We start from the raw sequence: 24,319 nt of genomic DNA, 5'->3' as shown, positions 1-24,319 counted from the left end.
TAACTCGTGATATGGTGCTCCCCAATTCAATCACTGTCAAACCCAGAGTGGGGAGTGCCATGCGTGCAGACGCCCGCAAAAAACGCGACCAAATCATCACGGCCACACTCCAACAGATCCAAACCCGCCCCAGCTCCGAAATCACACTCGAAGGCATCGCCGCCGACGCCGGAGTAGGCATCGCCACCCTCTACCGCCACTTCCCCTCACGCGCATCGCTTTACGACGCCTGCGCCGTCGTCTACATCGACAACCTCCAAACCCTCCTCAACGGCACCCTCGCCGACTTCGACAACGACCCCCAAGGCAGCTTTGAACGCTTCGTCTGGGCCATCGTCGACTCCGGCGTCGGCATGCTCGCCACCGCCCTTGCCGCCGAACCCTCCGCTGACGGCCCCCGCATCATCGTCGAACGCCGTGAGACCTTCATGCACAACGTGCAATTGCTTATCGACGAAGCCGTGCCCCACAACATCGTCGCCCCCGGCCAAACCGCGCTGCAGCTCGCCACCGAACTGATCGTGGCCACCCGACCGCTTGCCTCACCCCTGGCCGATCTGCTCCCCGACGTGCGCGATCGCCTCGTCCGCCACCTCATGGCCGGCTGGCGCGCGAACGTATAGGCGTTCGGGAACGGGGCTGGGCCCGGAAGGGACGTGGCGCTAGTCCTCCAGGCGGTGGCGGCCTGCGGAATCGTCGGAATCGTCGGCCGAACGTGCTTCGCGGTCGTCTTCGGTAGTGGTGGAGTAGACCAGCGTGGAGGTCCCGCCAGCGCCAGCACCGCCAGCACGACCGGCGCCGCCCTCGGCGACCGAGACGAGTTCGAGGTCGGCGGGGGAGTCGTCGCGAAGTTCGGCGATTTTGTCCTTGAGGAAGAACTCCCACGCAGCCCATGCGCTACCTGCGGCGACGGCGCTGAGCGTCGACCACTTGATCACGGAGCCGATGGTGCCGAGCACGCTGCGGCCTTCGTCCTTCTTCTCCTTGGCGTGGTCTTTAAGGAAGGCGAGTTGGGCGGCGCGCAGGGGAGCGTCGGCGTCGAAGGCGGCGCGGCGGCGGTCGAGGCGCTCGTGGGCCTGGCGGGTGATTTCGCCGGCTTCGGCGCGGGCGGCGCCGTAGAGCTCCTGGAGTTGGTCGCGGTCGAATTTGTCGGTGAGGTCGGAGAGGTCGCCGTCTTTAAGCGTGTCGATGAGGGACTGGTAAATGTCGCGCTCGCGTTTGTCGTTTTGGTCGCGGAAGTACTTCAGGCCTTGGTTTGCGAGGGCGTAGGCCATGCCGATGGTCCTGAGGTTCATGGGTGCTCCTTTGTTCGATTGGTTCGGTGTCTAGCGTAGCGAAGCCCCCACAGAACGGCTCCGTACCAAGCGTTACGCAAAAATGAACCAAGCGGTTCAGTTTGCGGTATTTACATTCACGAAAACCAGCCGCATGACCTGCGCAAACGGGCAAAATAGACAACCTTGATTGTGGCGCGGAAACGGGCAACATAAGTTTCAAGTCACCGTTTAACCACGGTGCAACAAGTCCCGATGACAGCCAGCCGAGAGAAAGGTCCGCCATGTTCGAAGCCTCCCCTTCGACCCGGCTTTCCGCCTCGGCACCCATCGACCGCGAGGGCGCTCCGGTGATCCGCCGCCCCCGCCCGAAGCGCCAGCGCACCGCGTTGAGTTTCGAGATCATTCCGCCGCGCCCCTCCGACAGCGTGGCCAAGATGGACGAACTCATTGCCGGCCTGGCCGCCTACAACCCGGATTACGTCTCCGTGACCAGCTCGCGTCGCAGCGAGTGGCTCGAAGGCACTGCCGCGGTGATCTCCCGGATTGCGGAAACCACCGACCTGCGCCCGATCGCACACCTGGCCTGCACGGCGGGTACGCGCGAGGAGCTCACCGAGTGGATCCGCACGCTTATCGACGCCGGCGTGCGCGGCTTCCTCGCACTCCGCGGCGACCTGCCCGAAACGGGCATGCCGGAGCACTACCTGCAGTACGCCACCGACCTGCTCAACCTCATCGAGGAAGTGCAGGAAGAGGAGGCGTTTCGCCTCGCCGCCGGCAAGCTCGCGCTGTCGGTTGCGTGCTACCCGAAGGGGCACGAGGAGTCGCGAAATTTCGACCATGACCTGGATGTGCTGCTGACTAAGCAGCGCCTGGGTGCCGATTTCGCGATTACGCAGCTCTTCTTCGAGGCGCAGGATTACCTGGACTTTGTCGAGGTAGCACGCCTGGCGGGTGTGCGTATCCCACTGATTCCGGGGATTATGCCGATGACTTCCCTGAAGCGTGTGCGCCGGATGGGTGAGTTGTCGGGGTTGGAGGTGCCTGAGGTCGTCGAGAAGCAATTGCTCGAAGCTGACGACGAATACGAAACCGGCATGCAACTCACCGCCAACCTTGCGCGGGAGATTTTGGACGCCGGCACCGGCGGACTCCACGTGTACACCCACAACAACCTGGCCGTCACGCGGGACTTCTTGGACCGCATCGGCATCCAATAGATAAAGGACAAACCATGACCACCTTCCCCAAGGCAACCATCGAGGGTTACCCGCGCATCGGCGCGAACCGCGAGCTGAAGCACGCGCTTGAGAGCTACTGGGCAGGGCGTATCGACGCCGACACGTTCCGCTCCACCGCCCGCGCCCTCCGCGTGAACAACTACAACCATCTGCGCGACCTCGGCCTCACCGAGGATTACGCCATCCCCGCCGACGTCGCCCTCTACGACCAGGTGCTCGAGACCGCGCTGACCGTGGGCCTCGTGCCGGGCGGCACCGACCTCGACGAGGAGTTCGCCCTCGCCCGCGGCAACGCCACCCGCGTGCCGCTGGAGATGACCAAGTGGTTCGACACCAACTACCACTACCTCGTGCCGGAGATCGAGGCAGGTCAGGAGATTAAGGCCGTGCCGGAGCGCATCCTGCACATCGTCGAGGAAGCCGCCGAGGCCGGCCACAAGGTTCGCCCGTTCCTCGTCGGCCCGGTCACCCTCATTGCGCTGTCCAAGCCTGCCGAGTGGTCGCTGCTGCCAGCGCTTGTCGACGCCTACGCCGAGGTATTTAAGGCCCTCAAGGACGCCGGCGTGGAGTGGATCCAGATCGCCGAGCCGGCCGTGGTCGCCGACTTGTCCACCCCGGACGCCGAGATTGCCAAGTACCTGCGCTCCGCATGGTCCGACCTGCTCGGCCGCGAGGACCGCCCGAACGTCTACCTGACCACCCCGTACGGCTCCGCCCGCGAGGCCCTGCCGGTCCTCGGCGAACTCGGTGTCGAGGCACTCCACGTCGACCTTGCCCCGTGGACCCTCGACGCCGACGCCGACTACCCGGAGCGCATCCGCACCACCATCCCGGAGACCACCCACCTCGTCGCCGGCATCATCGACGGCCGCAACGTCTGGGCCGCCAACCTGCGCGAACGCACCGAGGTCCTCGAGTCCCTCGGCCGCCCGGTATCCGTCTCCACCTCCACCTCGCTGCAGCACGTGCCGCACACCCTCAAGGCCGAGCGCAACCTGCCGGTCGAGGTCGCACCGTGGCTGTCGTTTGCTGACGAGAAGCTCGCCGAGATCCAGGCACTTGTCGCCGGCCCGGACGCCGCAGCCGAGGCGTTCGCCCAGTCCGACCGCGCTGTGCGCACCCGTGCAGAATCGACGACGATTCACAACCAGGCGGTTGTGGACCGCGTCGCAAAGCTGCCGGAGGGCGAAGTCAAGCGCGAGCCGGCCTTCGAAGAGCGCATCAAGATCCAGCGCGAAGAACTGAAGCTGCCCACCCTGCCAATCACCACGATCGGTTCCTTCCCGCAGACCCAGGAAATCCGCAAGGCCCGCGCCGACCACCGCGAAGGCACCCTTTCCGACGCCGACTACAAGGAAGCCCTCAAGGCCGAAATCAAGCAGGTCATCGAACTGCAAGAAGAGATCGGTCTCGACGTCCTCGTCCACGGCGAAGCCGAGCGCAACGACATGGTCCAGTACTTCGCCGAACTCCTCGACGGCTTCGTCGTCACGGAAAACGGCTGGGTCCAGTCCTACGGCTCCCGCTGCACCCGTCCGCCAATCGTCGTCGGCGACGTCTCCCGCCCGAAGGCCCTGTCCGTCGACTGGTCCGCATACGCCCAGTCCCTCTCCGACAAGCCGGTCAAGGGCATGCTCACCGGCCCGGTGACCATCCTGGCCTGGTCCTTCAAGCGCGACGACGTGCCGCTGTCCGTCTCCGCTGACCAGATCGGCGTCGCCCTTGCCGACGAAGTCGCCGACCTCGAGGAAGCCGGCATCAACGTCATCCAGATCGACGAGCCGGCCCTGCGCGAACTGCTGCCACTTCGTGCCGACGACCGCGCCTCCTACCTCGACTGGGCCGTCCGCGCCTTCCGCCTCGTGTCCTTGAACGCGAAGCCGTCGACCCAGATCCACACCCACCTCTGCTACTCGGAGTTCGGCCAGATCATCGACGCTGTCGCCGGCCTCGACGCCGACGTCACCTCCATCGAGGCAGCCCGCTCCAAGATGGAACTGCTGGAAGATATCGACGAGACCTTCCACTCCGAAATCGGCCCCGGCGTGTGGGACATCCACTCCCCGCGCGTGCCGTCCACCGAGGAAATCGCGGGCCTGCTGCGTGCCGCGCTCAAGAATGTGCCGACCGAGCGCCTCTGGGTCAACCCGGACTGCGGTCTGAAGACCCGCGGCTACGCCGAGGTCGACCCGTCCCTGCGTAACCTGGTCGCCGCCCGCGACGAGGTCGTCGCCGGCCTGTAGGTTCCGGTCGCGCCGGGGCGTGCTTTGCCGCGCCGGTGCGCCGGTGCCCCGGTGCGCCGGTGCCCCCGCCCCCGCTTCGAGTTTCCAGCGAACTAGTTGTAGCGAACCGCCCGAAAACCGCGATTCGCTGGGTGTAGTTCGCTGGTTTCTTTCGTTTCAGGGGTGCGGCGCGGCGCGCTTTACGGGAATCGGGATTGGCGTTGCCTTGGACGTTGCCGGGTCGCGGCGACTTGCGGCTTACCGCGCTTGTCTGCCCGTGCTTTCGCCTCCCGTATCCGGCGGACGCATTCCTCCGGATTCCGGAGTATCTCCCGTGTGAAAAATCGGATGACCTCGTATCCCTGCTCACGAATCCAAGTTTCGCGCTTGAGTTGAGAGAGGACGGCATCGTGAGGCTTGTTCTCGAACTTATCGAGGCCATCGATCTCAATAACGAGGTTTCCCCAGATCAGGTCGACTCGGAAATCTGGTCCGATCCACAGTTGCATCTCCACCTCAATACCGTTTTCGTGGAGAATCACACGCAGGAGAGTTTCGTACGGTGACTCTGACCAAGGAGACGCAAGTTCGAGTGCCCGCCGTGCGTTCGCAATCCCTCGTTTTCCCTTGAGACGGGCAATTCTGGCTTGGATGGTCTCCCATCGTCTCCGCTTTTCTTGGAGGGTGCCGAAGCTTAGAAGCCAGTCCATCGCGACCGCGCCCTGACGCACGCCGTGAAACCGCGCGATGTCGATCGCGGTGCGCTCTGGGCTTGTCACCTGTATTTTTCGGTCCGCACCGATGCAGTCGGTCCGGTGGATGCAGTAGACGTCCGATTCAGGGATCCGCATGTGACGGTAACGCAGACCGTCGGGCCAGTCTTTCGTGGATGGTGGCGTACCGTGCGTTTGTGCGAGCTCGATGACTTCCTTGCCGTCCGGGATGGTCCACATGTTCAGTAGGCGGGCGGCCGAGCGACTCACCAACACCGAGCGATGGGCCGATGAACCTGCTGCGTAGCAGCGTAAGTACTCCCGCTCGTACGGCCGCAGCGTGTTCCACGCTTCGAGGCGCACGTATCGACGCGATGCAACTTTTACGCATGCTTCCGCCTCGGCGACCGCCTGGCCGACGAGCAATTGCGTCAACTTTTCCCCAACCATATGACCCCCCGGTTTATGATGCTGGATTAAAAGTATCCGCTGGGGAGCCGATGCACAAGAGCAACGTGCTAGCCGAGGCCTCCGATCGAGTTTCCAGCGAACCAGTCCCAGCGAATCGGCAATTTTCGACGATTCGCTGGGACTGGTTCGCTGGGTTTGCGATCAAAGTCCTGGACCGCCCAGGACAGCCCAGGACACCAAGACAGCCCAGGACGGCTCGGCACGCCCAACCGCCGACCCGGCGAACGCCCGCGGACGATTCCGCGTACCCTGGTCGGCATGACTCAGAAGACACAAACGATGACGTTGCACACGAACCACGGCGATATCGTGATTGACCTGTTTGGCAACCACGCGCCGAAGACGGTTGAGGTAATCACTGGCCTGGCGACGGGCGAGCAGGAGTACGCCACCAAGAACGCCCAGGGTACGACCGAGGGCCCGTTCTACGACGGTGCGATTTTCCACCGCATCATCCCGGGTTTCATGATCCAGGGCGGCGACCCGACCGGCACCGGCACGGGCGGCCCGGGTTTCCAGTTCGCGGATGAGTTCCATCCGGAGCTGCAGTTTGATCGTCCGTATCTGCTGGCTATGGCGAATGCGGGCCCGGGCACGAACGGTTCCCAGTTCTTCATCACCGTGGACGCCACCCCGTGGCTGAACAACCGCCACACCATTTTCGGCGAGGTGACGGATGAGGCGTCGAAGAAGGTTGTCGACGAGATCGCGAACGTGCAGACCGGCCGCATGGACCGTCCGGTTGAGGATGTTGTGATCAACTCGGTCGAGGTCAAGTAACACGTCTCGATCAGCCCCTGCCAGTTGGCGGGGGCTTTTTCGTGCCCGAAGTACGCTGAAGGCCATGTTCCCCAATGCCATGAAGAACACGTTGAAGAATGCGCCGGCCACCTCTGTCATTGCTGCGTTGTGCACGTTGGTGTTTGTGGTGACGGCGGTGCAGTCGAGAAGTGTGATGGACGTGATTTGGGATTCGCCGGTGGGGGAGCAGATGATTCTGTTTGGCCCGTTGGTGTACGACTGGGGCTATTTGCGCACGTTGAGCGCGGGTTTTCTGCACCTGGACATTACACATCTTGTGTTGAACATGTTCATGTTGGTGTTCATTGGCGCGGAGGTGGAGCGCTTTGTGGGGTCGGGTCCGTTTGCGGTGGCGTATTGCGCGGGGGTGCTGTGGTCGTCGATTAGCGTGCTTGCGTTTAATTTCACAACGCCGACGGCGGGCGCGTCGGGGGCGTTGTACATGCTGATGGCGGTGCTCATCGCAGTTGCTTATCGACGATCAACCGACCTGCGCGCCCCACTCACCCTGGTGGCGGTGAACGTGGTGTATTCGCTGATGTCGCCGACGGTGTCGTTGTGGGGGCATCTCGGGGGTCTGGTCGCGGGTGCGGTGATGGGGTGGTGGCTGACCTCGCCGAATGTGCGCACGCGGTGGGTGGCGGCGTGTTCGGCGTTGGTGGCTGCGGTGCCGGTGGTGTGGGTGTTGACGTTGCCGTCGACGATCCCTGTGTACTAACCGGAGTTATCCACAAACGTTATCCACAATGTGGAGAACTACACGCGTGTTGTTCCTCGAACGACACGTCGAACAGCGAAAACGACACGCCGAAATTACCTGGGATTTTCGAATAATCCCCAGCACATCCACGGTGCCTGTGGAGTTGTGCACAGAGTTATCCACAGGTGTGGATAGTTAGTGTTCGAATAACGGGAGAGCAATGTCGCTGCCGTTGGTTAGGATCAAAGCCAAAAGGAAGAAGGTGATTCTCATGAAGCTGAAAGTGCGCCGCTTTACCAATGCAGAGCTGCGAGCACGCCAACGCGATTTGCGCGCGAAGTTAACTGAATCGTTGGGGATGGCGTTGCCATCTGATGACGTACTGAAGGAGCTTGCCTGGTCAGGCGGGTTCACCTACGAGCAGCGAGACATCTACGACGAGTTGCGCAGGGTGGAGTCACTTCTCGGGGAGCGTTAAGCGTGGAGAAAGAGGCTGTAGAGTTCCTGCAGCAGGCACTCGACTTGGCGCTTGATGTATTGCCAGTCGCGTCCATTCGCGACGTTCGGTACAACGCCGAATCCAATACGGATGAAGATCGCGTTGTCGGTAGTTTTCAACTGCCACTTGTTTACGGATCTGGACAGTCTGACCAGGGGGTTTCGAAATCTGATTACAGTGCGATCTATCAGGTTTTTATCGAATATGAGCTCGCGATCGGTTCAGGCGAACAGTATTTGGCCGTCGATCGAAGCAAGTTCGAGATCCGCGTCCGCACTTCACCTGGTATCAGATTCGAGTATGAACGCGGATATACCTCTGCCCCCACGGCGCACATTCACTCTTCGGGGATCTCCGGGTTGTTAAGTGTTGCCCTTATGGCGAACTTCGAGGGGACAAAGGCGAAGGACAAACGCAGAGGTGATCTGCAAGCCCTGCATTTTCCCGTAGGGGGGAGACGTTTCCGTCCTTCCTTGGAGGACTTCCTGTATTTCGTTATCCGCGAATGTGGCTTCCGGGGAAGGCCAGGCTGGGAGGGTAGGCTGCTGCAGTCTCGGGAAGAATGGCTGGATAAGCAGCTCCGCGCTGCGGTTCGGGATCATCCTGCGGAGGCAGCGGAGGCGCTTCGAGACCTCGGCTACAACGTGGAGCCGCCTTCTGGTGGCGACGTGGAGAAGCGTAGAAAACGTACTTGGTAGCCTCCGTCGACGCTGCTGACGAATGTTTCGCCAACCCGTTCGTACGGAAGTACCTACGCTGGGCGGGGTACACGACAACAACAGCGAACTGAGGAGTGAGCATGGCTGAGAAGAGTAAGGCGGAGGAGATCGTCGCTAAGGGCGAGCGTCCTGCGGGCAAGGGTCGTACCACTGAGTTGAGTGGTCAGCCGGTTGCGTCGGAGAATATTTCGGTGACGCAGGGTCGTCAGGGTGCGAATGTGCTTAACGACGTCCACATGATCGAGAAGTTAGCCCACTTCAACAGGGAGAACGTCCCGGAGCGGATTCCGCACGCGAAGGGTCATGGCGCGTTTGGCGAGCTGCACATCACGGAGGATGTGTCGCAGTATACGAAGGCGAAGCTGTTCCAGCCCGGCACCGTCACGCCGATGGCGGCGCGTTTTTCCACGGTCGCGGGTGAGGCTGGCTCGCCGGATACCTGGCGTGACGTGCATGGTTTCGCGCTGCGTTTTTACACCGAGGACGGCAACTACGACATCGTGGGCAACAACACCCCGACGTTCTTCCTGCGCGACGGCATGAAGTTCCCGGATTTCATTCACTCGCAGAAGCGTCAGCCGAACTCGGGCTTGCGTGACGACGAGATGCAGTGGGACTTCTGGACCCGCACCCCGGAGTCCGCACACCAGGTGACCTACCTCCTGGGCGACCGCGGCACCCCGAAGACGTCGCGCCACCAGGATGGTTTCGGCTCCCACACCTTCCAGTGGATCAACGAGGAAGGTACGCCGGTGTGGGTGAAGTACCACTTCAAGACTCGTCAGGGTTGGGAGTGCTTCACCGACGAGGAGGCCACCGAGAAGGCCGGTACCGATCCGGATTTCCAGCGCGCGGACCTCTTCAACGCAATTGCGGACGGCGACTACCCGATCTGGGACGTCAAGGTGCAGATCATGCCGTTCGAGGAGGCGAAGGATTACCGCTTCAACCCCTTCGACCTGACCAAGACGTGGTCGCAGAAGGATTACCCGCTGATCCCGGTCGGCTACTTTGTGCTGAACCGCAACCCGAAGAACTTCCACGCGCAGATTGAGCAGCTTGCGCTTGATCCGGCCAACCTGGTGCCGGGTGTGGGTCTGTCGCCGGACCGCATGCTGCAGGCGCGCGTGTTCGCGTACTCGGATCAGCAGCGCTACCGCATCGGCACGAACTACAAGGACCTGCCGGTCAACCGCCCGATCAACGAGGTGAACACCTACGCGGAGCGTGGTTCCATGGCGTACTTCTTCAATGAGGAGAACGAGCCGAACTACTCGCCGAACCGCACGGACAAGGGTGCCGGCTACCTGGACAATGGCGAGGATTCTTCCTCCAACTTCACCGATTACGGCCAGGCGGAGAACCTCTACGTCAACCCGGATCCGGAGGGCACTGACCTCGTCCGCGCCGCATACGTCAAGCACGCGGAGGACGACGACTTCGGCCAGGCTGGCACGCTCTACCGCGACGTGTTCGACGACGGGGAGAAGGAGCGCTTCGTTCACAACATCACCAACAAGATGATGGCGATTAAGAACAAGGACGTCGAGGAGCGCGTTTACGAGTACTGGGGCAAGGTCGATGCTGACCTTGAGACCAGGGTTCGTGAGTCGCTGGCGAAGAAGCGCGCGGCACAGAACAACTAGCGCAAGATAAAGACCGTTGAGTCAGCAGACTCAACGGTCTTTTTCAGCTTCGCGGTTTTAGAAGGGTTTAGAAGGTACCGCGGACCTGGCGACCGAAGTCAGAGGTGGTTGCGTCGAGGGAGGACACCTTCTGGTCGTTGTACAGGGAGGTGTCGCCTGCGAGGCGGCCGGTCTGGGTGACGGTCAGGGTGTTGTGGAGACGGCCTTCCTTGGTGTTGCCGTCGCCGAAGGAGAAGCCGGCGAGCAGCATGTCGTCGCCAGCGTTGACCGGGTTGGACAGGGTGACCTCGAAGACGCGGACGTTGCGGTCGAAGTCGTAGCCAAGGTCACGGACGTGGGAGCCGTTGTAGCGGGTGGTGGTGATCAGACGGTCGACGCCCTCCGGGCCGGCGAAGGTGCCGACCTCAACGCGGAAGGTGACGGCCGGGAACTCGCCCCAGTAGCGCTTGTCGCCGACGTTCTTCACGCGCAGCGCGACGGAGCCTGCGAAGCCGGAAGCCTTCCAGGTGGAGGTGGTGAAGTGCGGCTGCAGGTCGAGCTCGCGCACAGCGTTCTCTTCTGCTTCGATGACCTCTTCAACCTCACCGGTGTTGGTCTCTTCGACCTCGTCGATGATGTTGGTGCCCTCGTCGGTGATGTCGTTGTTGGTGACGTCTGCTGCCTTGTCGTCCTCAACCTTGTCAATGTCATCGAGGTTCGCGCCGGTCTCGATCTTCTTGACATCCTCGTTGTACGCCGGGTTCGGGTTATCCACCGGGGTGGTCACCTGTGCGCCCTTGTTCGGTGCCCAGGAGCCGGCCGGGGTGGCGTAGTTCTTGACACGCACCTCGTTCTTGACCGGCATATTGGCGATCCAGGCGGTCGGGGTGGCCCAGGTGCCGTTCGGGCGGCAGCGCTGCTGGGTACCGGTCATGGTGACGGTGCGGAAGCCGTAGGTGGCCTCGCCGGTGTTGCCTGCCGGCACCTCGTACGGGCCGATCTGCTGACCGACGGACCAGCTCAGGGAGCCGGAGACGTCCCAGCCGAGGGACTTGGCCAGGGAGTAGCCGATGTTGCCCTGCAGGCCGTCCTTGGAGCCAGAGCCACCGAGCGTGATCGTCTCGGTCTTAGAACCGTTGACGGACGCGGAGATGGACTGGGTACGGGACAGATCCTGGGACAGCGGGATGGCCTTGTCGGACAGGTTGGTGGTGGAGATGGTGCCCACCGGCAGGAAGTTGTCCTTCACCTTGTACACGACGGTGCGGTAGTCCTCGGTGGAGTTGCAGACCGGACGTGGGTTGAGGACGTTGGCCTTCAGGTGGTCAGAACCACGGTAGGTGTGGATGATCGGCAGAGCATCGTTGGTTGCCGGAGTCTCCGGATAGGACTCTTCAAGGGTTTGAGCGGTTGCGGTGACTGCGGAGCCGGCGATGGCGACGGCTGCGAGTGCTGCAACGGCGGAACGGATTGCGCGCACGGGCGGTCCTTTCTCGGTGACTTTTCCTTTGAAAACGTTGAGGTGAGATTTAACTCTCACTGATAAAGTGATAATCGAGTGCACAGGTTTGTGCAGAAAACTGTTGTAGAATTCACCGAATCCGGGGGTAAACGAAACAAACGGGGCGCCGCGGAAACACTCCGCGACGCCCCGTTTAAGCAGGGAAAACCGGTTTAGCGCCAACCCATGGTCATCAGCAGACCGAGGATCATGCCGGTAAAGCCGATGGCGTAGTTCCACGGGCCGAGTTCGGCGAGGAACTGAATTTGGTCACCGGCGAGGTAGTACAGGATCAGCCACGCCAGACCGAGGATCATGAGGCCGAACATGATGACCTTGTACCACACTGGGGTGCCACCGGTGTTGACCTTGACAGGGGTACGGGACACGCCGGTGGAGGTGCTGCTGACCGGGCGGACCGGGTCCTTGGTTACTTTCGCTTTAGGCATCGTTGTCTCCGTTGCTTTCTGGGGTTACAGGCCGAGCCTGCGTTCCATGTTGCGTACCGCGTTTGCCGCGTTCTGGGGTGAAACTGTATCAGCCTCACCTGCAGCTGCGTTATTTTGCGGCAGCAAGGCGCCGGCGTCGAACTTCCACAGGTTGTAGTTGATGGCCTGGTCTTTGCGGATCAGGTCACCGGCGGGGATTTCTTGGTGGCCGATCTGCCCGGCGTCGACAAGCGCGCCGGTGGGCACGGTGGGCCCGGCGACCATGCGGCCGCTCCAGCCGGCGTCGCGCAGCACGCGCTCAGCGTCCGACGGCTCGAGGTGCGTGATCTTCGGCATCTTCATCAGCATGCCGTTGGAAATGCGCAGCTCAATGGTGGTGCCGGTGGGCACGTCGGTGTTTTCACCGGCGACGGCGAGCACTTCACCCTCGGGACGCTCGGAGTCCACCTTGGTCACAGTGGCGCGCAGTTGCAGCGACGACAGGGTCGCGGTGGCTTGCTCCACGTTCAGCCCCACCAGCGACGGCACCTGGATCATGTCCGGACCGGAGGAGACGGTGATCGCGATGCGCGAGCCCTTGGCAATCTGGGTACCGCCAGCAGGCTGCTGGCCCAGGATGATGCCTTCTTCGATGTTGTCGCTGGATTCGCGGCGCACGTTCGGGTTGAGCTCGAGGCCCGCCTTCTCCAGCTCCTCGATCGCTTCGTCCGTGGTCAGGTTGGTCACGTCTGGCACGTCCGTCATCTCCTTGCCGGAGGAAACGGTCAGTTTCACCACCGCACCCTGCTTCAGTTCGGAGCCTGCTGCCGGATTGGTTGCGATGACGTCGCCGCGTTTGATGTCCGGGCTCGGCTCGTCCATGACGGAGACCTGGAAGCCGAGGCGCTCGAGCTCCTGGACGGCTTCGTTGCGCGGCTTGCCGGTCAGATCGGGGATCTGCACCATCTTTTCCTGCGTGATGGCAGGCTTGTTGCCTTCGGAGAAGTAGTCGTAGGCAAACCACGACACTGCGCCGACGAGCACCAGGCTCAGCAGCGCCGCGATCCACTTCAGCGTGTTCGAGGAGGTCTTCTCGTTGGCGGCGCGGTGGTCGGCGTAGCGGGTGTGCTGTGCGGCCTCTGGAGCCATTGCTTCTCTGCGACGCGGAGCCGGCCCACTCACCGCATCCCCAACCACAACCGTGTTGTCCACAGCGTGCGCGCCCGCGTCGTGCTCGGCGGCGGACAGGTGGTTACGCGCAGCGGTGGTGACGTTGCCGTGCTCAAGGAGCTGCAGGTCTTCGCCCATTTCGGTGGCGGTCTGGTACCGGTCCGCCGGGTGCTTCGCCATCGCGGTGAGGATAACGGAATCCACGTTGACGGCCTCGTTGTCCGTCAGCGGGTTCGGGATCCGCTCGGACGGCGGCACCGGGTCTTCCTGCACGTGCTGGTAGGCGACGGCGAAGGGAGATTCGCCCTCAAAGGGCGGCACACCGGTGACGGTTTCGTACATGACGCAGCCGAGCGCGTAGATGTCACTGCGTGCGTCGGCAGGTTTGCCGCGGGCTTGCTCGGGGGAGAGGTACTGAGCGGTGCCGATCACCGCGGAGGTTTGCGTCATGGCGGAGGTGGAATCGTCCAACGCGCGCGCGATGCCGAAATCCATCACCTTCACCGAACCGGTGTTGGTGACCATGATGTTGGCGGGTTTGATGTCGCGGTGGATGATGCCAGCGTCGTGGCTGGCCTGCAGCGCGCGGGTGACCGGCAGCAGCAGCTTCGCCGCACGCTCGGGCGTAAGCGGACCTTCGTTGCGCACGATGTCGCGCAGGTTCATGCCGTTGACGCGCTCCATGACGATGTAGGGCACGTCCACACCGGAGGTTTCCACCGACCCGGTGTCGTAGACCGCCACGATGTTCTCGTGGTTCAGCCGCGCCGAGTTTTGGGCTTCGCGGCGGAAGCGCTCGCGGAAGTTCTCGTCGCGCGCCATGTCGATCTTCAGCATCTTCACGGCGACGTCACGCCCAAGCGCGACGTCAGTGGCGGCATATACGTCTGACATGCCGCCGGTGCCGATGATGTTGCCGAGTTCATATCGGTCCGCGATCAGCATTTACCTGCCACCTCCGAACAAGTTTTCAAGGTCTGGCAATTCTATCCCAGGCGCCGGCGCATTCGTCTCCTGCGTCGGGGCTGGTGCCACGCTGGTTGCCGGTGCCGACGTGGGGGCTTGCTCTGCCGAGGTCGGCGCGGTTGTTTCGGGTGCCTCGTCGTCCCGCGTCGGTTCGTGTTGCTCAGGTGGCTCGACGAAGCTCACGGTGCCGGGCGCGTGCGTCTCGGTGACCGTGGTGCGCTCGTGGTGCGTGGTGGTAGCCACGGTTTCCGTCTCGGGCTCCTCTTCTTCCACTGCGGTTTGGGTGGCCACGGTCGGGGTCGTGGTCGGGGTGGAGCCGCCGGTGAGACGGTCGAACACGCCCGCGGTGTATGCCCAAGCTGCGATCACACCAACAAGCGCGAGCCCAAGCAGCGTAGCGACGACCGGCCCAGCCGCCGACTTCTTCTGCGGAGCCGGGGCAGCCGGGGCTGGTTTGGGTGCGGGTGCGGGGGGTCGTCGAGAAGCAACTGCGCGAGCTGCGGACGGCGGGTACGCGCCGGCGGGACGGGCAGTGCGTTCGCTGGCAACGTTGGCCAACATCTGAGTCGACGCGGTGGCGGACGGCTCCATGGCCACCACCTGCGTGTTCCCACCAGGCTGGGCGGGACGCAGGCCTTGGCGGACCTGGGCGATGGCGAGCTGGAACTCGTTGCCGTCACGGAAGCGCTGACCGGGGGTCTTGCGCAGGGCGATCTCGATGAGTTCACGCGCCGGGGCAGACACCGAAATCGGCAGCGCAGGCGGCTCGGCGGACACGTGGGCGAGCGCCACCGACACCGAAGAATCGCCGGTGAACGGGCGCTTGCCGGAGAGCATCTCGTAGCCCACCACACCCAGCGAATACACGTCGGAGGCAGACGTCACCTTCATGCCCTGGGCCTGCTCCGGGGAGACGTACTGGGCGGTGCCCACCACCATGCCGGTACGCGTCAGCGGCACCGCGGCCGCCGCCTTGGCAATGCCGAAGTCCGTGATCTTGATCTGCCCGTTCTGGGTGATCATCAGGTTGCCCGGCTTAATGTCGCGGTGCACCAGACCCATGCGGTGAATCACCGCCAAACCGTGCGCGGCCTGCTCAAGCACATCCAGCGCGACCGCCTCATCCAACTGGCCCTCGCGGGCGATGAGGTCCGCCAGCGACTCGCCGCGGATGTACTCCATGATGATGAAGCAGACGGTGAAGCCCGCGTCGGTGTCTGCCTCGCGGTAGTCGTAGGTGGCCACCACGTTGTCGGAGTTGATGCCCTGGGCGCTCAACGCCTCGTTGCGGAAGCGGGCGAGGAACTCCGCGTTGGAGCTGAACTCGGGGCGCAGCACCTTGATGGCCACCTCGCGCTCGTTGGCCAGGTCGTCTGCCAGCCACACGGTGGACATGCCGCCGTGGCCGATGATCCACTGCAGCTGGTAGCCGTCGCCGACGAGCTGTTGCAGGTCCTCGCGGTTTTCGGTGTTCATCTACTGTGCTCCTTCCACGGGTGCGGGGGCGGCGGGTGCTGCGCGCAGCACGGCGCGTCCGATCGGCCCGGCGACTTGGCCGCCGTAGGCTGCCTCGCCCATGTTGCCACCGTTTTTCACCACCACGGCAACGGCGACGTCCTTGGCCGGGTCGAAGGCGACGTACCACACGTGCGGGGCGGCGCCTTCGGCGTGCTCGGCCGTGCCGGTCTTGGAGGCGAATCCGTTGCCGTCGTAGCCGAAGGTCCACCGCTCGGACGCGAACATCAAGTCCGTGATCGTCGCGGCTTCCTCTTCCGTTACGGCCTCGTTGAGTTCCACCGGCTCGGTTTCGTGCAGGACCTTGCCGTCGGCGTTGCGCACTTGCCGCACCACGTGCGGTTCCATGCGCTTGCCCTTATTTGCGATGGTCGCAGACATCATCGCCGCCTGCAGCGCGGTCATGGTCACGTCGCGCTGACCGATGGTGGACTGCGCCAGCTCGGCGCCGCCGGGCAGATCGCCCAGCGAGCCGGCGGCATTCGGCAGGCCCAGGTTGTAGCGCTCGCCCACGCCGAAGCGGGCGGCGGCGTCGCGCAGCGCATCCGGGCCCATGGCGAGGCCCATCTGCACGAACGCGGTGTTGCAGGACAGGGCGAACGCGGTGCGCAGCGGCACCTGCCCGCCGCCGGCGCAGGGCTGGCCGCCGTCGTTGGTCAGCGGGATGTTGTCCGTGCCCGGCAGGATGATTTGCGTGTCGCCGGTCAGCGGCGACTCTGGCGTGTAACCGTTGCGCAGGCCAGCGGCAGTCGTGATGATCTTGAAGATCGATCCCGGAGGCAGCTGCTCCTGCGTTGCGTGGTTGAGCAGCGGGCGGCCCGGGTCGTTGTTCACGCGCGCCCACGTGTCGCCGGCAGTAGCAGGGTTGGCGATCTCGTTCGGGTCGTAGCTCGGTGTCGAAGCCATAGCGAGCACCTCGCCCGTCGACGGCCGCAGCGCCACCACAGCACCATTGTAACCAGGCTGCGCAAGCTGGTCGAATGCGAGCGCCTGCAGGTTCGGGTCGATGGTTAACTCGACATCGTCGCCCTTCTTCGAATCCTCGAGCCCGGTGCGCAGGAAGCGTGACGACGACCCACCCTCACCCGTGAGCTCCCCATTGAGCCCCGCCTCAAGCTGGGCGGTGCCGTACTGGTCGGACACGTAGCCGACCACCGGGGCGAAGGACCACGGCATGTTCGGGTAGGTGCGCTGGAAGTAGCCGGTCTGTTCGTTCTTGAACGACTCTGCAAGCGTCAGATCTCCGGCCTTGATGTTGCCGCGGTTGATCTGCTTGAGCTCCATCACCGTGCGGGAATTGCGCGGGTCCTGGGCATATTCGTCTTCACGCATGGTTTGGATGATGGTGAAGTTCACAAGCAGCGCGGTAATCAGCAGCAGGGAGACGACGGCGCCGTAACGGATCGACTTGTTCATCGGGCACCCACCACCTGGCGTCGCTGTGTGCTTTCGTCGTACTCCGCCGGGCGGTTCGCGCTGCTAGAGATGCGCAGCAGCAGGCCGAGCAGGATGTAGTTCGCCATCACCGACGAACCACCGGCAGACATAAACGGCGTGGTCAGGCCTGTCATCGGCATCATGGAAGACACGCCACCGGCGACGACGAAGATCTGGATCGCAATCGTCAGCGCAAGGCCCGCAGCCAGCAGTTTGCCGTAGGAGTCGCGCACCTGCATCGCCGTGCGGAATCCGCGGGTGATGAAGATGGCGAACAGACACAGCACGGCAGCGATACCGACCAAGCCGAGCTCTTCGCCGATCGCGGCGAGGATGTAGTCGGAGTGCGCCACCGGCACGAGTTCCGGGTGGCCATAGCCCAAACCGGTGCCGGTCATACCGCCCCAGCTCAGGCCGATCAGGGCGTTGGCGGGCTGGTTGCCAATGCCCTCAAAGTCTGCGAACGGGTCGATGAAGTTGGCCACGCGCTCCTGAATCTTCCCGCTCACCTGGTACACCGCGTAGCCACCGACGGCCACGAGGGCCAAGCCGATGGCCAGCCAGGAGATGCGGTCGGTGGCGAAGTACACCATGCCCAGCACGGTGGCGAACAAGAGCAGCGCCGGGCCGAAGTCGTTGGATGCCGCCATGATCAAAATGGCAATCGCCCACACCATCAGAATCGGCGCAAGGTCGCGCACACGCGGCAACGTCAACCCCAGGAACCTGCGACCCGCCACCGTAAACAGGGCGCGTTTCTGCGCCAACAGTTGGGCAAAGAAGATCAGCAGCAGGATCTTGGAAAACTCACCCGGCTGGATAGAAAACGGACCAAGCCATAGCCAGATGCGGGCATCCGCGTGGCCTTCCGGCTGCGGCCACACCAGTGGCAGCGCCAGGAAAATCAGGCCAACCAGGCCTAGCAGGTACGAGTACCGCGACAGCGCTTGGTGCTCGCGCACGACGAGCAGGGTGAGCACCATCAGCCCCACGCCGACGAGCGACCACATCATCTGCCGCTCTGCCAAAGGCCCGTATCCAGGGCGTTCGGCGAGGTCAAGCCGGTAAATCACCACCAGTCCGATCGCATTGAGCAGCGCCACCATCGGCAGCAATACCTGATCCGCGTGTGGCGCAAGAAACGCCAGCGACAGGTGCGCGATCGCGTACACGCCGATGAACCCGCCCACGAGGTACAGCATTTCGGTGGACAGGGTGCGCCCCTGGCTGGTCTCCAGCCCGAACAGCATGAGCAGCAGCAGGCCGGTGGCGAACAGGAGCAGCAGCAGTTCGCGGCTACGTGCAGTCAGCCTGCTCATTGAACCTCCCGGCACTTGTTGTCCTCGGGCTTTTGCTTATCCACACAACCCGGCAAGGCATCATCCGCCAAGTCCTTCAACCGGCCAAGCACTTCGTCGTACGTGCCGGTGAAGCCCTCGTCGACAATTGCTTCGCGCTCTTCCTGCGGCAGGTCATCGACGCTAAACAGGTGGCAGTCCTCCGGCGTAGAGTTCGCCGAAATCACACGCAGATCGCCGTCCTTGCCCAGGCAGGCGTGCTGGATGCGCTCGACCTTCTCTGCGGCGAATGGGTTGCTGCGCGAGGTGTGCTCCACGACGAACTGCCTGTCGTCGTTTACTGTCAGCGCGTACTCGTCCACAATGCGGGACTTCGACCACACCGCACCGCCAACAACCAGCGCCAACAGCAGCACAAGCGTGGCGACGACCCACGGCCACACCGAGCTCGGCTGCTTAGCCTTCGCGGTTGCTGAGTGGGACTCCTCGTCGGAGTCGGCGGAATCCGACTCCTGCGTCTCCGCCCGGTTGTGGTCCGGGGTGATCGTCTCCGACTTGCGCAGCAGCGCCGCGGCCCGGCTCGCGGAGGAATCTGGGTGTGTCTGTTCCACAGCCGGCACCAACGCGCCGGCCTTCACTGCGGCGGGTGTTTCGGGGACGTCCGCGTCGTCGTCAACCTCGACGACCTCGGCCACCACTACGGTGACGTTGTCCGGACCACCGGAACGCAACGCCAACTCAATCAGGCGCTGCGCTGCCATCTCAGGCGTGCCGTCGCCGAGCGCGATCTCGATCGTCTCGCGCGTCACCGGATCCGACAACCCGTCGGAGCACAACAACACACGATCGCCCGGCTTGACCTCGACGAGCTCCAGGTGGGGCTCGACCTCACGGCCCGTGTACGCCTTGAGGATCAGGGATTTCTGCGGGTGGCTGGACACGTCCTCGGCGGCGAGCTTGCCTTCGTCGACAAGCGACTGCACAAACGTGTCATCCACCGTGAGCTGCGTAAGTTTTCCGTCGCGCAGCAAATAGCCTCGCGAATCACCCACGTGAATCAGACCGAACTGCTGGCCGTTGAACATCAACGCCGTCAGCGTCGTACCCATGCCAGCCTGCTCCGGGTGAGTCCCCACAGACTCCGCGATGGACGCATTCGCGTCCTCTGCCGCCGCACCCAACAACGCCAACATGTCGGCATCTTTCGGGTCGCGGTCGAGGTGCTCCATGTGCTCCACCATCAACTGGGAAGCAACCTCACCAGCAGCGTGGCCGCCCATGCCATCCGCAAGCACCAACAAGTGCGGACCCGCATACGCCGAATCCTCGTTATTGGTCCTGACCAGGCCGCGATCGGACGCGGCGACGAAATTTAGCGCGAGCTTCACGGCATTAGCCTCACAATCGTGCGTCCCATCTTCATATCCATACCCACGGTCACCCGCTCAGGCTGATCAATTCGCACCCCATTGACAAAGGTGCCGTTGCGCGAATCCAAGTCCTCCACAAACCAATCACTGCCACGCCGGAACAGGCGCGCATGGCGTGACGACGCATAATCGTCACCCAGCTGGAAGTCATTGTCTCCAGCCCTACCGACAGTCAACTCCTCCAAGCTGGCAATCTCCATGTGGGAGCCTTGCAACGGGCCCGCAACAACCGCAAGAGTGCGCGCCTTTTCCCTCGGCGCAGGCGAAGAAGCCACCGCTTGGCGACGAACCGCCCCACCCACCGAGACAACATCCTTACGCTGCGTCCACATCACCAGCAGGATGAAGACCCACAACAGCGCCAACAAACCAAAACGCGCGCTGAGGATAATTGTGGAATCCATCTCAAACCTTCCGGTGCTTTACGGCTGGAAATATTCAGTACTCGGGTGCGACACCGAATCCGTGAAGTCCGGCTCATTCGCATTCATCGGCACCTCATCCTGGCCGCCAACAATACGAACCTCGATGTTGGAATGGCCCAGCGTAATCACGTCGCCATCCGCCAGCATCCAGTTATCCACCGGCTCATCATTGACCGTCGTGCCGTTCGTGGACTGCAAATCCACCAACACCGCAACCTGGCCATCCCAGGTGATCTCAGCGTGCTGACGCGACACACCCGTATCCGGCAGACGGAAATCAGAATCATTCGAACGGCCCAAAATGTTGGACCCCTCGTGCACCAAGTACGTGCGCGAAGAGCCATCCTGCAGCAGCAGGCTCACCGTGGCATTCTGCCCATTCGACTCGCCACCGTTTGCAGGATTGGCGGCATTCGGTTCGGACATTGCATCCTCCTTACTCTCCGAGCTCAAGGCACGAGCACGCTTCTTCGGCTCCGCCACAATGGCGTCGAATCCACTCACCACATCCGGCATCGTGTCGATATACGACGACACACGGAGCTGACCCGTCCTCAAACCCGACTCCTCAGCGATACGCACAACAACCGGCCCATCCAAGAACCACTGCTTATTACGCACGTACCGCATGAGCTGATCGGCGAGGTCCGCAGGAAGATCACGATTCCTAGACAAGTTTTCCAAGTCCTTCGAAGACACACCCACTGCGTACACATTCGGAGCGACATACTCGTCCCGATCCGTGACCACCAGCGAATCCTGTGCCTCCTGCTTGACCAGCACCTCAATCTCCTCCGGCACAACCTTGCCGCCAAACAGCGCAGCCATAGAGTTATCCAAGCCACGCTGCAGAGAACTATCGAGCTTTGCCAGCTTGTCCATTACCGCCACTTCCCACGCACCTCCTTTCTTCACATGCGAATTTAAGTAACTCGGACAGTATAGGTGCCCACCCCGACACGACCTATCCGAAAACGCGGCGCGCGTGTCTAAAACCTGGTGTGGACTGGCGGTTTGTACTTTTCACGCGGGTCGTTCTATATTTATCAAGTCGCCCGCCCGGGTGGCGGAATTGGCAGACGCGCTGGCTTCAGGTGCCAGTGTTCGCAAGAACGTGGGGGTTCAAGTCCCCCCCCGGGCACAAACTAAGTCCCGACACATACTCTCCGGAGTGTGGGTCGGGGCTTTTGCTGTTTTGACCCCTGAAGGTGGTAGGAAATTTGGGTTAAGTAGCAAAATGTGTGTCTGGTTTTCGCAGTCCTCACTGCTCAGACGGCATAAATCGGCCGTATATAAGGTTTCGCACCTTATATATGCTCGATTCTCGTTCAATCCACCGGAATGGCATCCTCATGTGCTAGTCGGGGATTGGTGTGCTTTCTGGGTGAGTAGAAACAGACCACGTTGCCCAGTATGCGCTGGGGAAATGAAGAAAAATGGCACCACTTCCAAAGGCACAACCAGGTGGCGGTGCAAAAACCCAGATTGCGGCAGCTCGACGACACGCCGCCGCACCGATCACACCCAAACTCGCGACTTTCAAGCGTTCATCTCTTATGCGACTTGCACCGCCTCATTGGCCGAGGTCGCTCGCCTGCGAAACATCAGCCGGTGGACCCTAGATCGCCGATTCGCGCCGTTTTGGCTCATCGATGTGCCCAACGATGGTGAACCTCACCGCGTCTATGACCAGATCTTCATCGACGGTACCTACACCGCCGCTGGCTGCCTCCTCGTCGCGGCCAGCTATGACCACGTCATCGCATGGCACTGGGCGAAAAGCGAAACCGCCCAAGCCTACACCCAATTGCTCAAAAAGATCGCCGAGCCACTATGTGTGGTCCTCGACGGCGGACAAGGAGCACTCACCGCCATTAAAGCGTGCTGGCCAAACACGCTCATTCAGCGCTGCCTAGTCCATGCCCAACGCGCGATCCGTCGCTACACGTCGACCCAACCACGCACCGACGCGGGCAAGGCGATCTACGCACTGGCGTTGAAACTGACCCGCATCACCACACTTGACCAGGCACGCGAATGGACACTGCGTCTCCACGACTTCGGACAGGTCTATAAAGCATTCCTCGACGAAAAGACCCCCGTGCCAAAAGAACGGCGCACGCTGAATCACCAGTGGGAATGGACCCACCTGCGAGTTCGCAAGGCATACAACTCCCTGCTGCACCTCTCACGGAAAGGATGGCTGTTTACCTACCTGCAGCCGCCCAAAAACGCACTCGAGCCAAACCGGTGGGTCTCAACAACCAACAGCCTCGAAGGCGGCATCAACGCCCAGCTCAAACGCATCGCCGATGCACACCGCGGCAGGTCAGGAGAACGCCAACGAAAAATGCTCGAGTGGTGCCTGTATGCAAAAACGCAACTGCCTGACGATCCACTCACGATCGCCAGGCGGTGCAATTTCGGACAAGACCAACTCGCCAAAGTCAACGATCTTGCCGAAGAAGACCACAACAAAGCCGACCAAGAAACAGGACGACCAGCCTTCTACGACAACGCTATCCCAACCGAATACAACCACTCGATACGAATCAGAAAAGGCCCCATGAAATAGCACAAAAAGTGTCCGACCGACGACACGCCGACCGGACACACATTTTGCTACTTAACCCCTTTTTGACCCTTAACCCAAAAATAACCCCGCAGGTTTCCCTGCGGGGTGTTGTCATTAGAACGGTACTTCTTCGCCCTCGGACCGCGACGCTGCGGCTGGCGAGTGAGCGGACCAGGGTCAGACCGAGGAGAGCGCCCTTGCCTTGATCTGGTCGAACTCCTGCTGGGTAATCGCTCCCGAGTCGAGAAGGGCCTTCGCCGAGGCGATCTCATCGGTCGGGCTCGATCCGGCGGAGCCGCCGGCGACGGACTTGATGTACTCCTCCTGCCGCTGCTGGAGCTCCTGGTGCGCCTCGGCCGCGCGGTCGGTCATCCCCCGACCTCGAACAAGCAGGTACGCGAGCATTCCGATGAACGGCAGCGCGACGATGAACACCACCCACAGCGCCTTCGCGAAGCCGCCGAGGTCCTTGCTGCGGAAGAGATCTCCGAAGATCCACCACAGGGACATGAACCATGCGAAGAAGATGAAGAACTCGAACATGGCGAGTAGGAATGAGCCGTTGTCGTCGAACATCTGCTGACTGCCTCCTGACTGGATGGACGCTGGCCGAGCGGTCCACGCGGACCCCAGCGCACGACGGTTAGGAACGAGGACGTGCCCGGGCCGTCGCCGAACCACGTTAGCAGATCTTCCTCACCAAGCGTGGTAGCCGGGTTGCGACGCGCTGACCGGGTTGGGCTGGTGAAGACGGACCTGGGACTCCACGATTCGTAGCGACCAAGCAACGGATCGAGAGGAGTCCCAGGTGAGTGTTGAGGCTACCGTCCTGCCCGCTGCGATGCTCGGCATCTCGGGGTTGGTGGTGCTTGCCGCCGGTGAGTACGGCGGTGAGCTGGAGCTGTTGGTGGAGACCTCCGAGTCGGTGACCGGGTGCCCGCGGTGCGGGGTGGTCGCGGTGGCCCGCGGCCGGCGTGAGCATCTGGTGCGTGACATCCCCTCGGCGGGGCGGCCGGTGCTGCTGGTGTGGCGCAAGCGGCTGTGGCGGTGCGCCGAACCGGCGTGCCCGCAACGTACCCGGTCAGTACACCTAATAAAGCGACGTCAGTACGTTCGCTAATGCTCGAGCTGATCTTTCATCGCTCGTACCTCTCGGCTGCCAGCGTGGTCACTTATTCGCAACCGCCCACCGTGCGTTCTCTACACCCCTCACCGTTGCACCCGCGTGAGACTCTTAGACGGACCTGACGATCCACTCACGATCGCCAGGCAGTGCAATTTCGGACAAGACCAACTCGCCAAAGTC

At 62.5% G+C, this 24,319-nt stretch carries 22 protein-coding genes and 1 tRNA gene; 11 read left to right on the top strand and 12 right to left on the bottom strand.

Going from position 1 to position 24,319, the window contains the following annotated elements; genetic code table 11:
• The first annotated feature begins 59 nt into the window (after positions 1 to 59).
• Entirely contained in the window at positions 60 to 623 is a 564-nt protein-coding gene (locus HMPREF2690_RS02005; protein ID WP_070449881.1) for a TetR/AcrR family transcriptional regulator, read from the top strand.
• A gap of 39 nt (positions 624 to 662) precedes the next feature.
• Here the strand turns inward: HMPREF2690_RS02005 and HMPREF2690_RS02000 are convergent, their stop codons facing one another.
• Positions 663 to 1,295, bottom strand: coding sequence for a hypothetical protein (locus tag HMPREF2690_RS02000; RefSeq protein WP_070820032.1), 633 nt, complete (start codon positions 1,293 to 1,295; stop codon positions 663 to 665).
• Positions 1,296 to 1,558: 263 nt separating this feature from the next.
• On the opposite strand from HMPREF2690_RS02000, the gene HMPREF2690_RS01995 reads away from it, so the two are divergent.
• Together HMPREF2690_RS01995 and metE are read left to right on the top strand one after the other, a co-directional pair.
• Positions 1,559 to 2,497 (top strand): methylenetetrahydrofolate reductase, encoded by a 939-nt coding sequence (locus tag HMPREF2690_RS01995; RefSeq protein ID WP_070421942.1) that lies wholly within the window; start codon positions 1,559 to 1,561, stop codon positions 2,495 to 2,497.
• A gap of 14 nt (positions 2,498 to 2,511) precedes the next feature.
• Positions 2,512 to 4,761 (top strand): 5-methyltetrahydropteroyltriglutamate--homocysteine S-methyltransferase, encoded by a 2,250-nt coding sequence (gene metE, locus HMPREF2690_RS01990; protein ID WP_070820031.1) that lies wholly within the window; start codon positions 2,512 to 2,514, stop codon positions 4,759 to 4,761.
• Positions 4,762 to 4,940: 179 nt separating this feature from the next.
• Here metE and HMPREF2690_RS01985 read toward each other — a convergent pair whose 3' ends face one another.
• Complete coding sequence (locus HMPREF2690_RS01985; protein ID WP_168167271.1) at positions 4,941 to 5,888, bottom strand: endonuclease domain-containing protein; 948 nt, start codon at positions 5,886 to 5,888, stop codon at positions 4,941 to 4,943.
• 294 nt (positions 5,889 to 6,182) lie between these two features.
• Here HMPREF2690_RS01985 and HMPREF2690_RS01980 point away from each other — a divergent pair, with 294 nt between their 5' ends.
• The 5 genes from HMPREF2690_RS01980 (at position 6,183) to HMPREF2690_RS01960 (ending at position 10,289) form a co-directional block, all read left to right on the top strand.
• Entirely contained in the window at positions 6,183 to 6,704 is a 522-nt protein-coding gene (locus HMPREF2690_RS01980; RefSeq protein WP_070421945.1) for a peptidylprolyl isomerase, read from the top strand.
• 64 nt (positions 6,705 to 6,768) lie between these two features.
• Complete coding sequence (locus tag HMPREF2690_RS01975) at positions 6,769 to 7,443, top strand: rhomboid family intramembrane serine protease (RefSeq protein WP_246819494.1); 675 nt, start codon at positions 6,769 to 6,771, stop codon at positions 7,441 to 7,443.
• 253 nt (positions 7,444 to 7,696) lie between these two features.
• The gene (locus tag HMPREF2690_RS01970; protein WP_141761172.1) at positions 7,697 to 7,903 is read left to right on the top strand and encodes a hypothetical protein; all 207 of its coding nucleotides are present in this window, start codon (positions 7,697 to 7,699) and stop codon (positions 7,901 to 7,903) included.
• Between the two features lie 2 nt (positions 7,904 to 7,905).
• On the top strand, positions 7,906 to 8,622 hold the full coding sequence (locus HMPREF2690_RS01965) for a hypothetical protein (protein WP_070421947.1): 717 nt from the start codon (positions 7,906 to 7,908) through the stop codon (positions 8,620 to 8,622).
• A gap of 101 nt (positions 8,623 to 8,723) precedes the next feature.
• Entirely contained in the window at positions 8,724 to 10,289 is a 1,566-nt protein-coding gene (locus HMPREF2690_RS01960) for a catalase (protein ID WP_070820028.1), read from the top strand.
• A gap of 67 nt (positions 10,290 to 10,356) precedes the next feature.
• Here the strand turns inward: HMPREF2690_RS01960 and HMPREF2690_RS01955 are convergent, their stop codons facing one another.
• From HMPREF2690_RS01955 to HMPREF2690_RS01915, 9 genes are all read right to left on the bottom strand, one after another.
• Positions 10,357 to 11,748 (bottom strand): hypothetical protein, encoded by a 1,392-nt coding sequence (locus HMPREF2690_RS01955; RefSeq protein ID WP_070820027.1) that lies wholly within the window; start codon positions 11,746 to 11,748, stop codon positions 10,357 to 10,359.
• Between the two features lie 194 nt (positions 11,749 to 11,942).
• The gene (gene crgA / locus HMPREF2690_RS01950) at positions 11,943 to 12,218 is read right to left on the bottom strand and encodes a cell division protein CrgA (RefSeq protein WP_070449902.1); all 276 of its coding nucleotides are present in this window, start codon (positions 12,216 to 12,218) and stop codon (positions 11,943 to 11,945) included.
• 24 nt (positions 12,219 to 12,242) lie between these two features.
• Entirely contained in the window at positions 12,243 to 14,312 is a 2,070-nt protein-coding gene (gene pknB / locus HMPREF2690_RS01945; RefSeq protein WP_070820026.1) for a Stk1 family PASTA domain-containing Ser/Thr kinase, read from the bottom strand.
• Entirely contained in the window at positions 14,313 to 15,809 is a 1,497-nt protein-coding gene (locus HMPREF2690_RS01940; RefSeq protein WP_070820025.1) for a serine/threonine-protein kinase, read from the bottom strand. It abuts the gene before it with no gap.
• Positions 15,810 to 17,264 carry a penicillin-binding transpeptidase domain-containing protein gene (locus HMPREF2690_RS01935; protein ID WP_070421953.1) on the bottom strand — a complete coding sequence of 485 codons (1,455 nt, stop codon included), beginning with the start codon at positions 17,262 to 17,264 and terminating at the stop codon, positions 15,810 to 15,812.
• On the bottom strand, positions 17,261 to 18,604 hold the full coding sequence (locus HMPREF2690_RS01930) for an FtsW/RodA/SpoVE family cell cycle protein (RefSeq protein WP_070820024.1): 1,344 nt from the start codon (positions 18,602 to 18,604) through the stop codon (positions 17,261 to 17,263). The genes HMPREF2690_RS01935 and HMPREF2690_RS01930 overlap by 4 nt, the downstream gene beginning before the upstream one ends.
• A complete protein-coding gene (locus HMPREF2690_RS01925; protein ID WP_070820023.1) occupies positions 18,601 to 19,971 on the bottom strand; it encodes a PP2C family protein-serine/threonine phosphatase in 1,371 nt (456 codons plus the stop codon). Before HMPREF2690_RS01925 ends, HMPREF2690_RS01930 begins: the two co-directional genes overlap by 4 nt.
• Positions 19,968 to 20,417: an FHA domain-containing protein FhaB/FipA gene (locus HMPREF2690_RS01920; protein ID WP_070815857.1), complete on the bottom strand. Its 450-nt coding sequence runs from the start codon at positions 20,415 to 20,417 to the stop codon at positions 19,968 to 19,970. The genes HMPREF2690_RS01925 and HMPREF2690_RS01920 overlap by 4 nt, the downstream gene beginning before the upstream one ends.
• A gap of 18 nt (positions 20,418 to 20,435) precedes the next feature.
• Positions 20,436 to 21,329: a DUF3662 and FHA domain-containing protein gene (locus HMPREF2690_RS01915; protein ID WP_070421957.1), complete on the bottom strand. Its 894-nt coding sequence runs from the start codon at positions 21,327 to 21,329 to the stop codon at positions 20,436 to 20,438.
• A gap of 166 nt (positions 21,330 to 21,495) precedes the next feature.
• On the opposite strand from HMPREF2690_RS01915, the gene HMPREF2690_RS01910 reads away from it, so the two are divergent.
• Both HMPREF2690_RS01910 and HMPREF2690_RS01905 read left to right on the top strand, forming a co-directional pair.
• Positions 21,496 to 21,579, top strand: a tRNA-Leu gene (locus HMPREF2690_RS01910).
• 96 nt (positions 21,580 to 21,675) lie between these two features.
• The gene (locus HMPREF2690_RS01905; RefSeq protein ID WP_141761171.1) at positions 21,676 to 23,013 is read left to right on the top strand and encodes an IS1249 family transposase; all 1,338 of its coding nucleotides are present in this window, start codon (positions 21,676 to 21,678) and stop codon (positions 23,011 to 23,013) included.
• A gap of 177 nt (positions 23,014 to 23,190) precedes the next feature.
• Here the strand turns inward: HMPREF2690_RS01905 and HMPREF2690_RS01900 are convergent, their stop codons facing one another.
• Positions 23,191 to 23,589 (bottom strand): SHOCT domain-containing protein, encoded by a 399-nt coding sequence (locus HMPREF2690_RS01900; protein WP_038592207.1) that lies wholly within the window; start codon positions 23,587 to 23,589, stop codon positions 23,191 to 23,193.
• A gap of 232 nt (positions 23,590 to 23,821) precedes the next feature.
• Here HMPREF2690_RS01900 and HMPREF2690_RS01895 point away from each other — a divergent pair, with 232 nt between their 5' ends.
• Positions 23,822 to 24,133: a transposase family protein gene (locus tag HMPREF2690_RS01895; RefSeq protein ID WP_007000757.1), complete on the top strand. Its 312-nt coding sequence runs from the start codon at positions 23,822 to 23,824 to the stop codon at positions 24,131 to 24,133.
• The last annotated feature ends 186 nt before the right edge of the window (positions 24,134 to 24,319 follow it).

Origin of the sequence: Corynebacterium sp. HMSC034E11, from assembly GCF_001835905.1 — a bacterium.
In the GTDB taxonomy this organism is placed as follows: Bacteria; Actinomycetota; Actinomycetes; order Mycobacteriales; family Mycobacteriaceae; genus Corynebacterium; species Corynebacterium coyleae.
The sequence above is the reverse complement of the archived record's forward strand: the minus strand, read 5'-3'. Positions and strand labels throughout refer to the sequence as shown.

Coding starts and splice junctions, on each gene's coding strand:
- pknB (WP_070820026.1), bottom strand. CDS start 14,312: ATGCTGATCGCGGACCGATATGAACTCGGCAACATCATCGGCACCGGC.
- HMPREF2690_RS01930 (WP_070820024.1), bottom strand. CDS start 18,604: ATGAGCAGGCTGACTGCACGTAGCCGCGAACTGCTGCTGCTCCTGTTC.
- HMPREF2690_RS01905 (WP_141761171.1), top strand. CDS start 21,676: ATGTGTGTCTGGTTTTCGCAGTCCTCACTGCTCAGACGGCATAAATCG.
- HMPREF2690_RS02000 (WP_070820032.1), bottom strand. CDS start 1,295: ATGAACCTCAGGACCATCGGCATGGCCTACGCCCTCGCAAACCAAGGC.
- HMPREF2690_RS01940 (WP_070820025.1), bottom strand. CDS start 15,809: ATGAACACCGAAAACCGCGAGGACCTGCAACAGCTCGTCGGCGACGGC.
- HMPREF2690_RS01975 (WP_246819494.1), top strand. CDS start 6,769: ATGTTCCCCAATGCCATGAAGAACACGTTGAAGAATGCGCCGGCCACC.
- HMPREF2690_RS01935 (WP_070421953.1), bottom strand. CDS start 17,264: ATGAACAAGTCGATCCGTTACGGCGCCGTCGTCTCCCTGCTGCTGATT.
- HMPREF2690_RS01920 (WP_070815857.1), bottom strand. CDS start 20,417: ATGGATTCCACAATTATCCTCAGCGCGCGTTTTGGTTTGTTGGCGCTG.
- crgA (WP_070449902.1), bottom strand. CDS start 12,218: ATGCCTAAAGCGAAAGTAACCAAGGACCCGGTCCGCCCGGTCAGCAGC.
- HMPREF2690_RS01900 (WP_038592207.1), bottom strand. CDS start 23,589: ATGTTCGACGACAACGGCTCATTCCTACTCGCCATGTTCGAGTTCTTC.
- HMPREF2690_RS01960 (WP_070820028.1), top strand. CDS start 8,724: ATGGCTGAGAAGAGTAAGGCGGAGGAGATCGTCGCTAAGGGCGAGCGT.
- HMPREF2690_RS02005 (WP_070449881.1), top strand. CDS start 60: ATGCGTGCAGACGCCCGCAAAAAACGCGACCAAATCATCACGGCCACA.
- metE (WP_070820031.1), top strand. CDS start 2,512: ATGACCACCTTCCCCAAGGCAACCATCGAGGGTTACCCGCGCATCGGC.
- HMPREF2690_RS01995 (WP_070421942.1), top strand. CDS start 1,559: ATGTTCGAAGCCTCCCCTTCGACCCGGCTTTCCGCCTCGGCACCCATC.
- HMPREF2690_RS01970 (WP_141761172.1), top strand. CDS start 7,697: ATGAAGCTGAAAGTGCGCCGCTTTACCAATGCAGAGCTGCGAGCACGC.
- HMPREF2690_RS01980 (WP_070421945.1), top strand. CDS start 6,183: ATGACTCAGAAGACACAAACGATGACGTTGCACACGAACCACGGCGAT.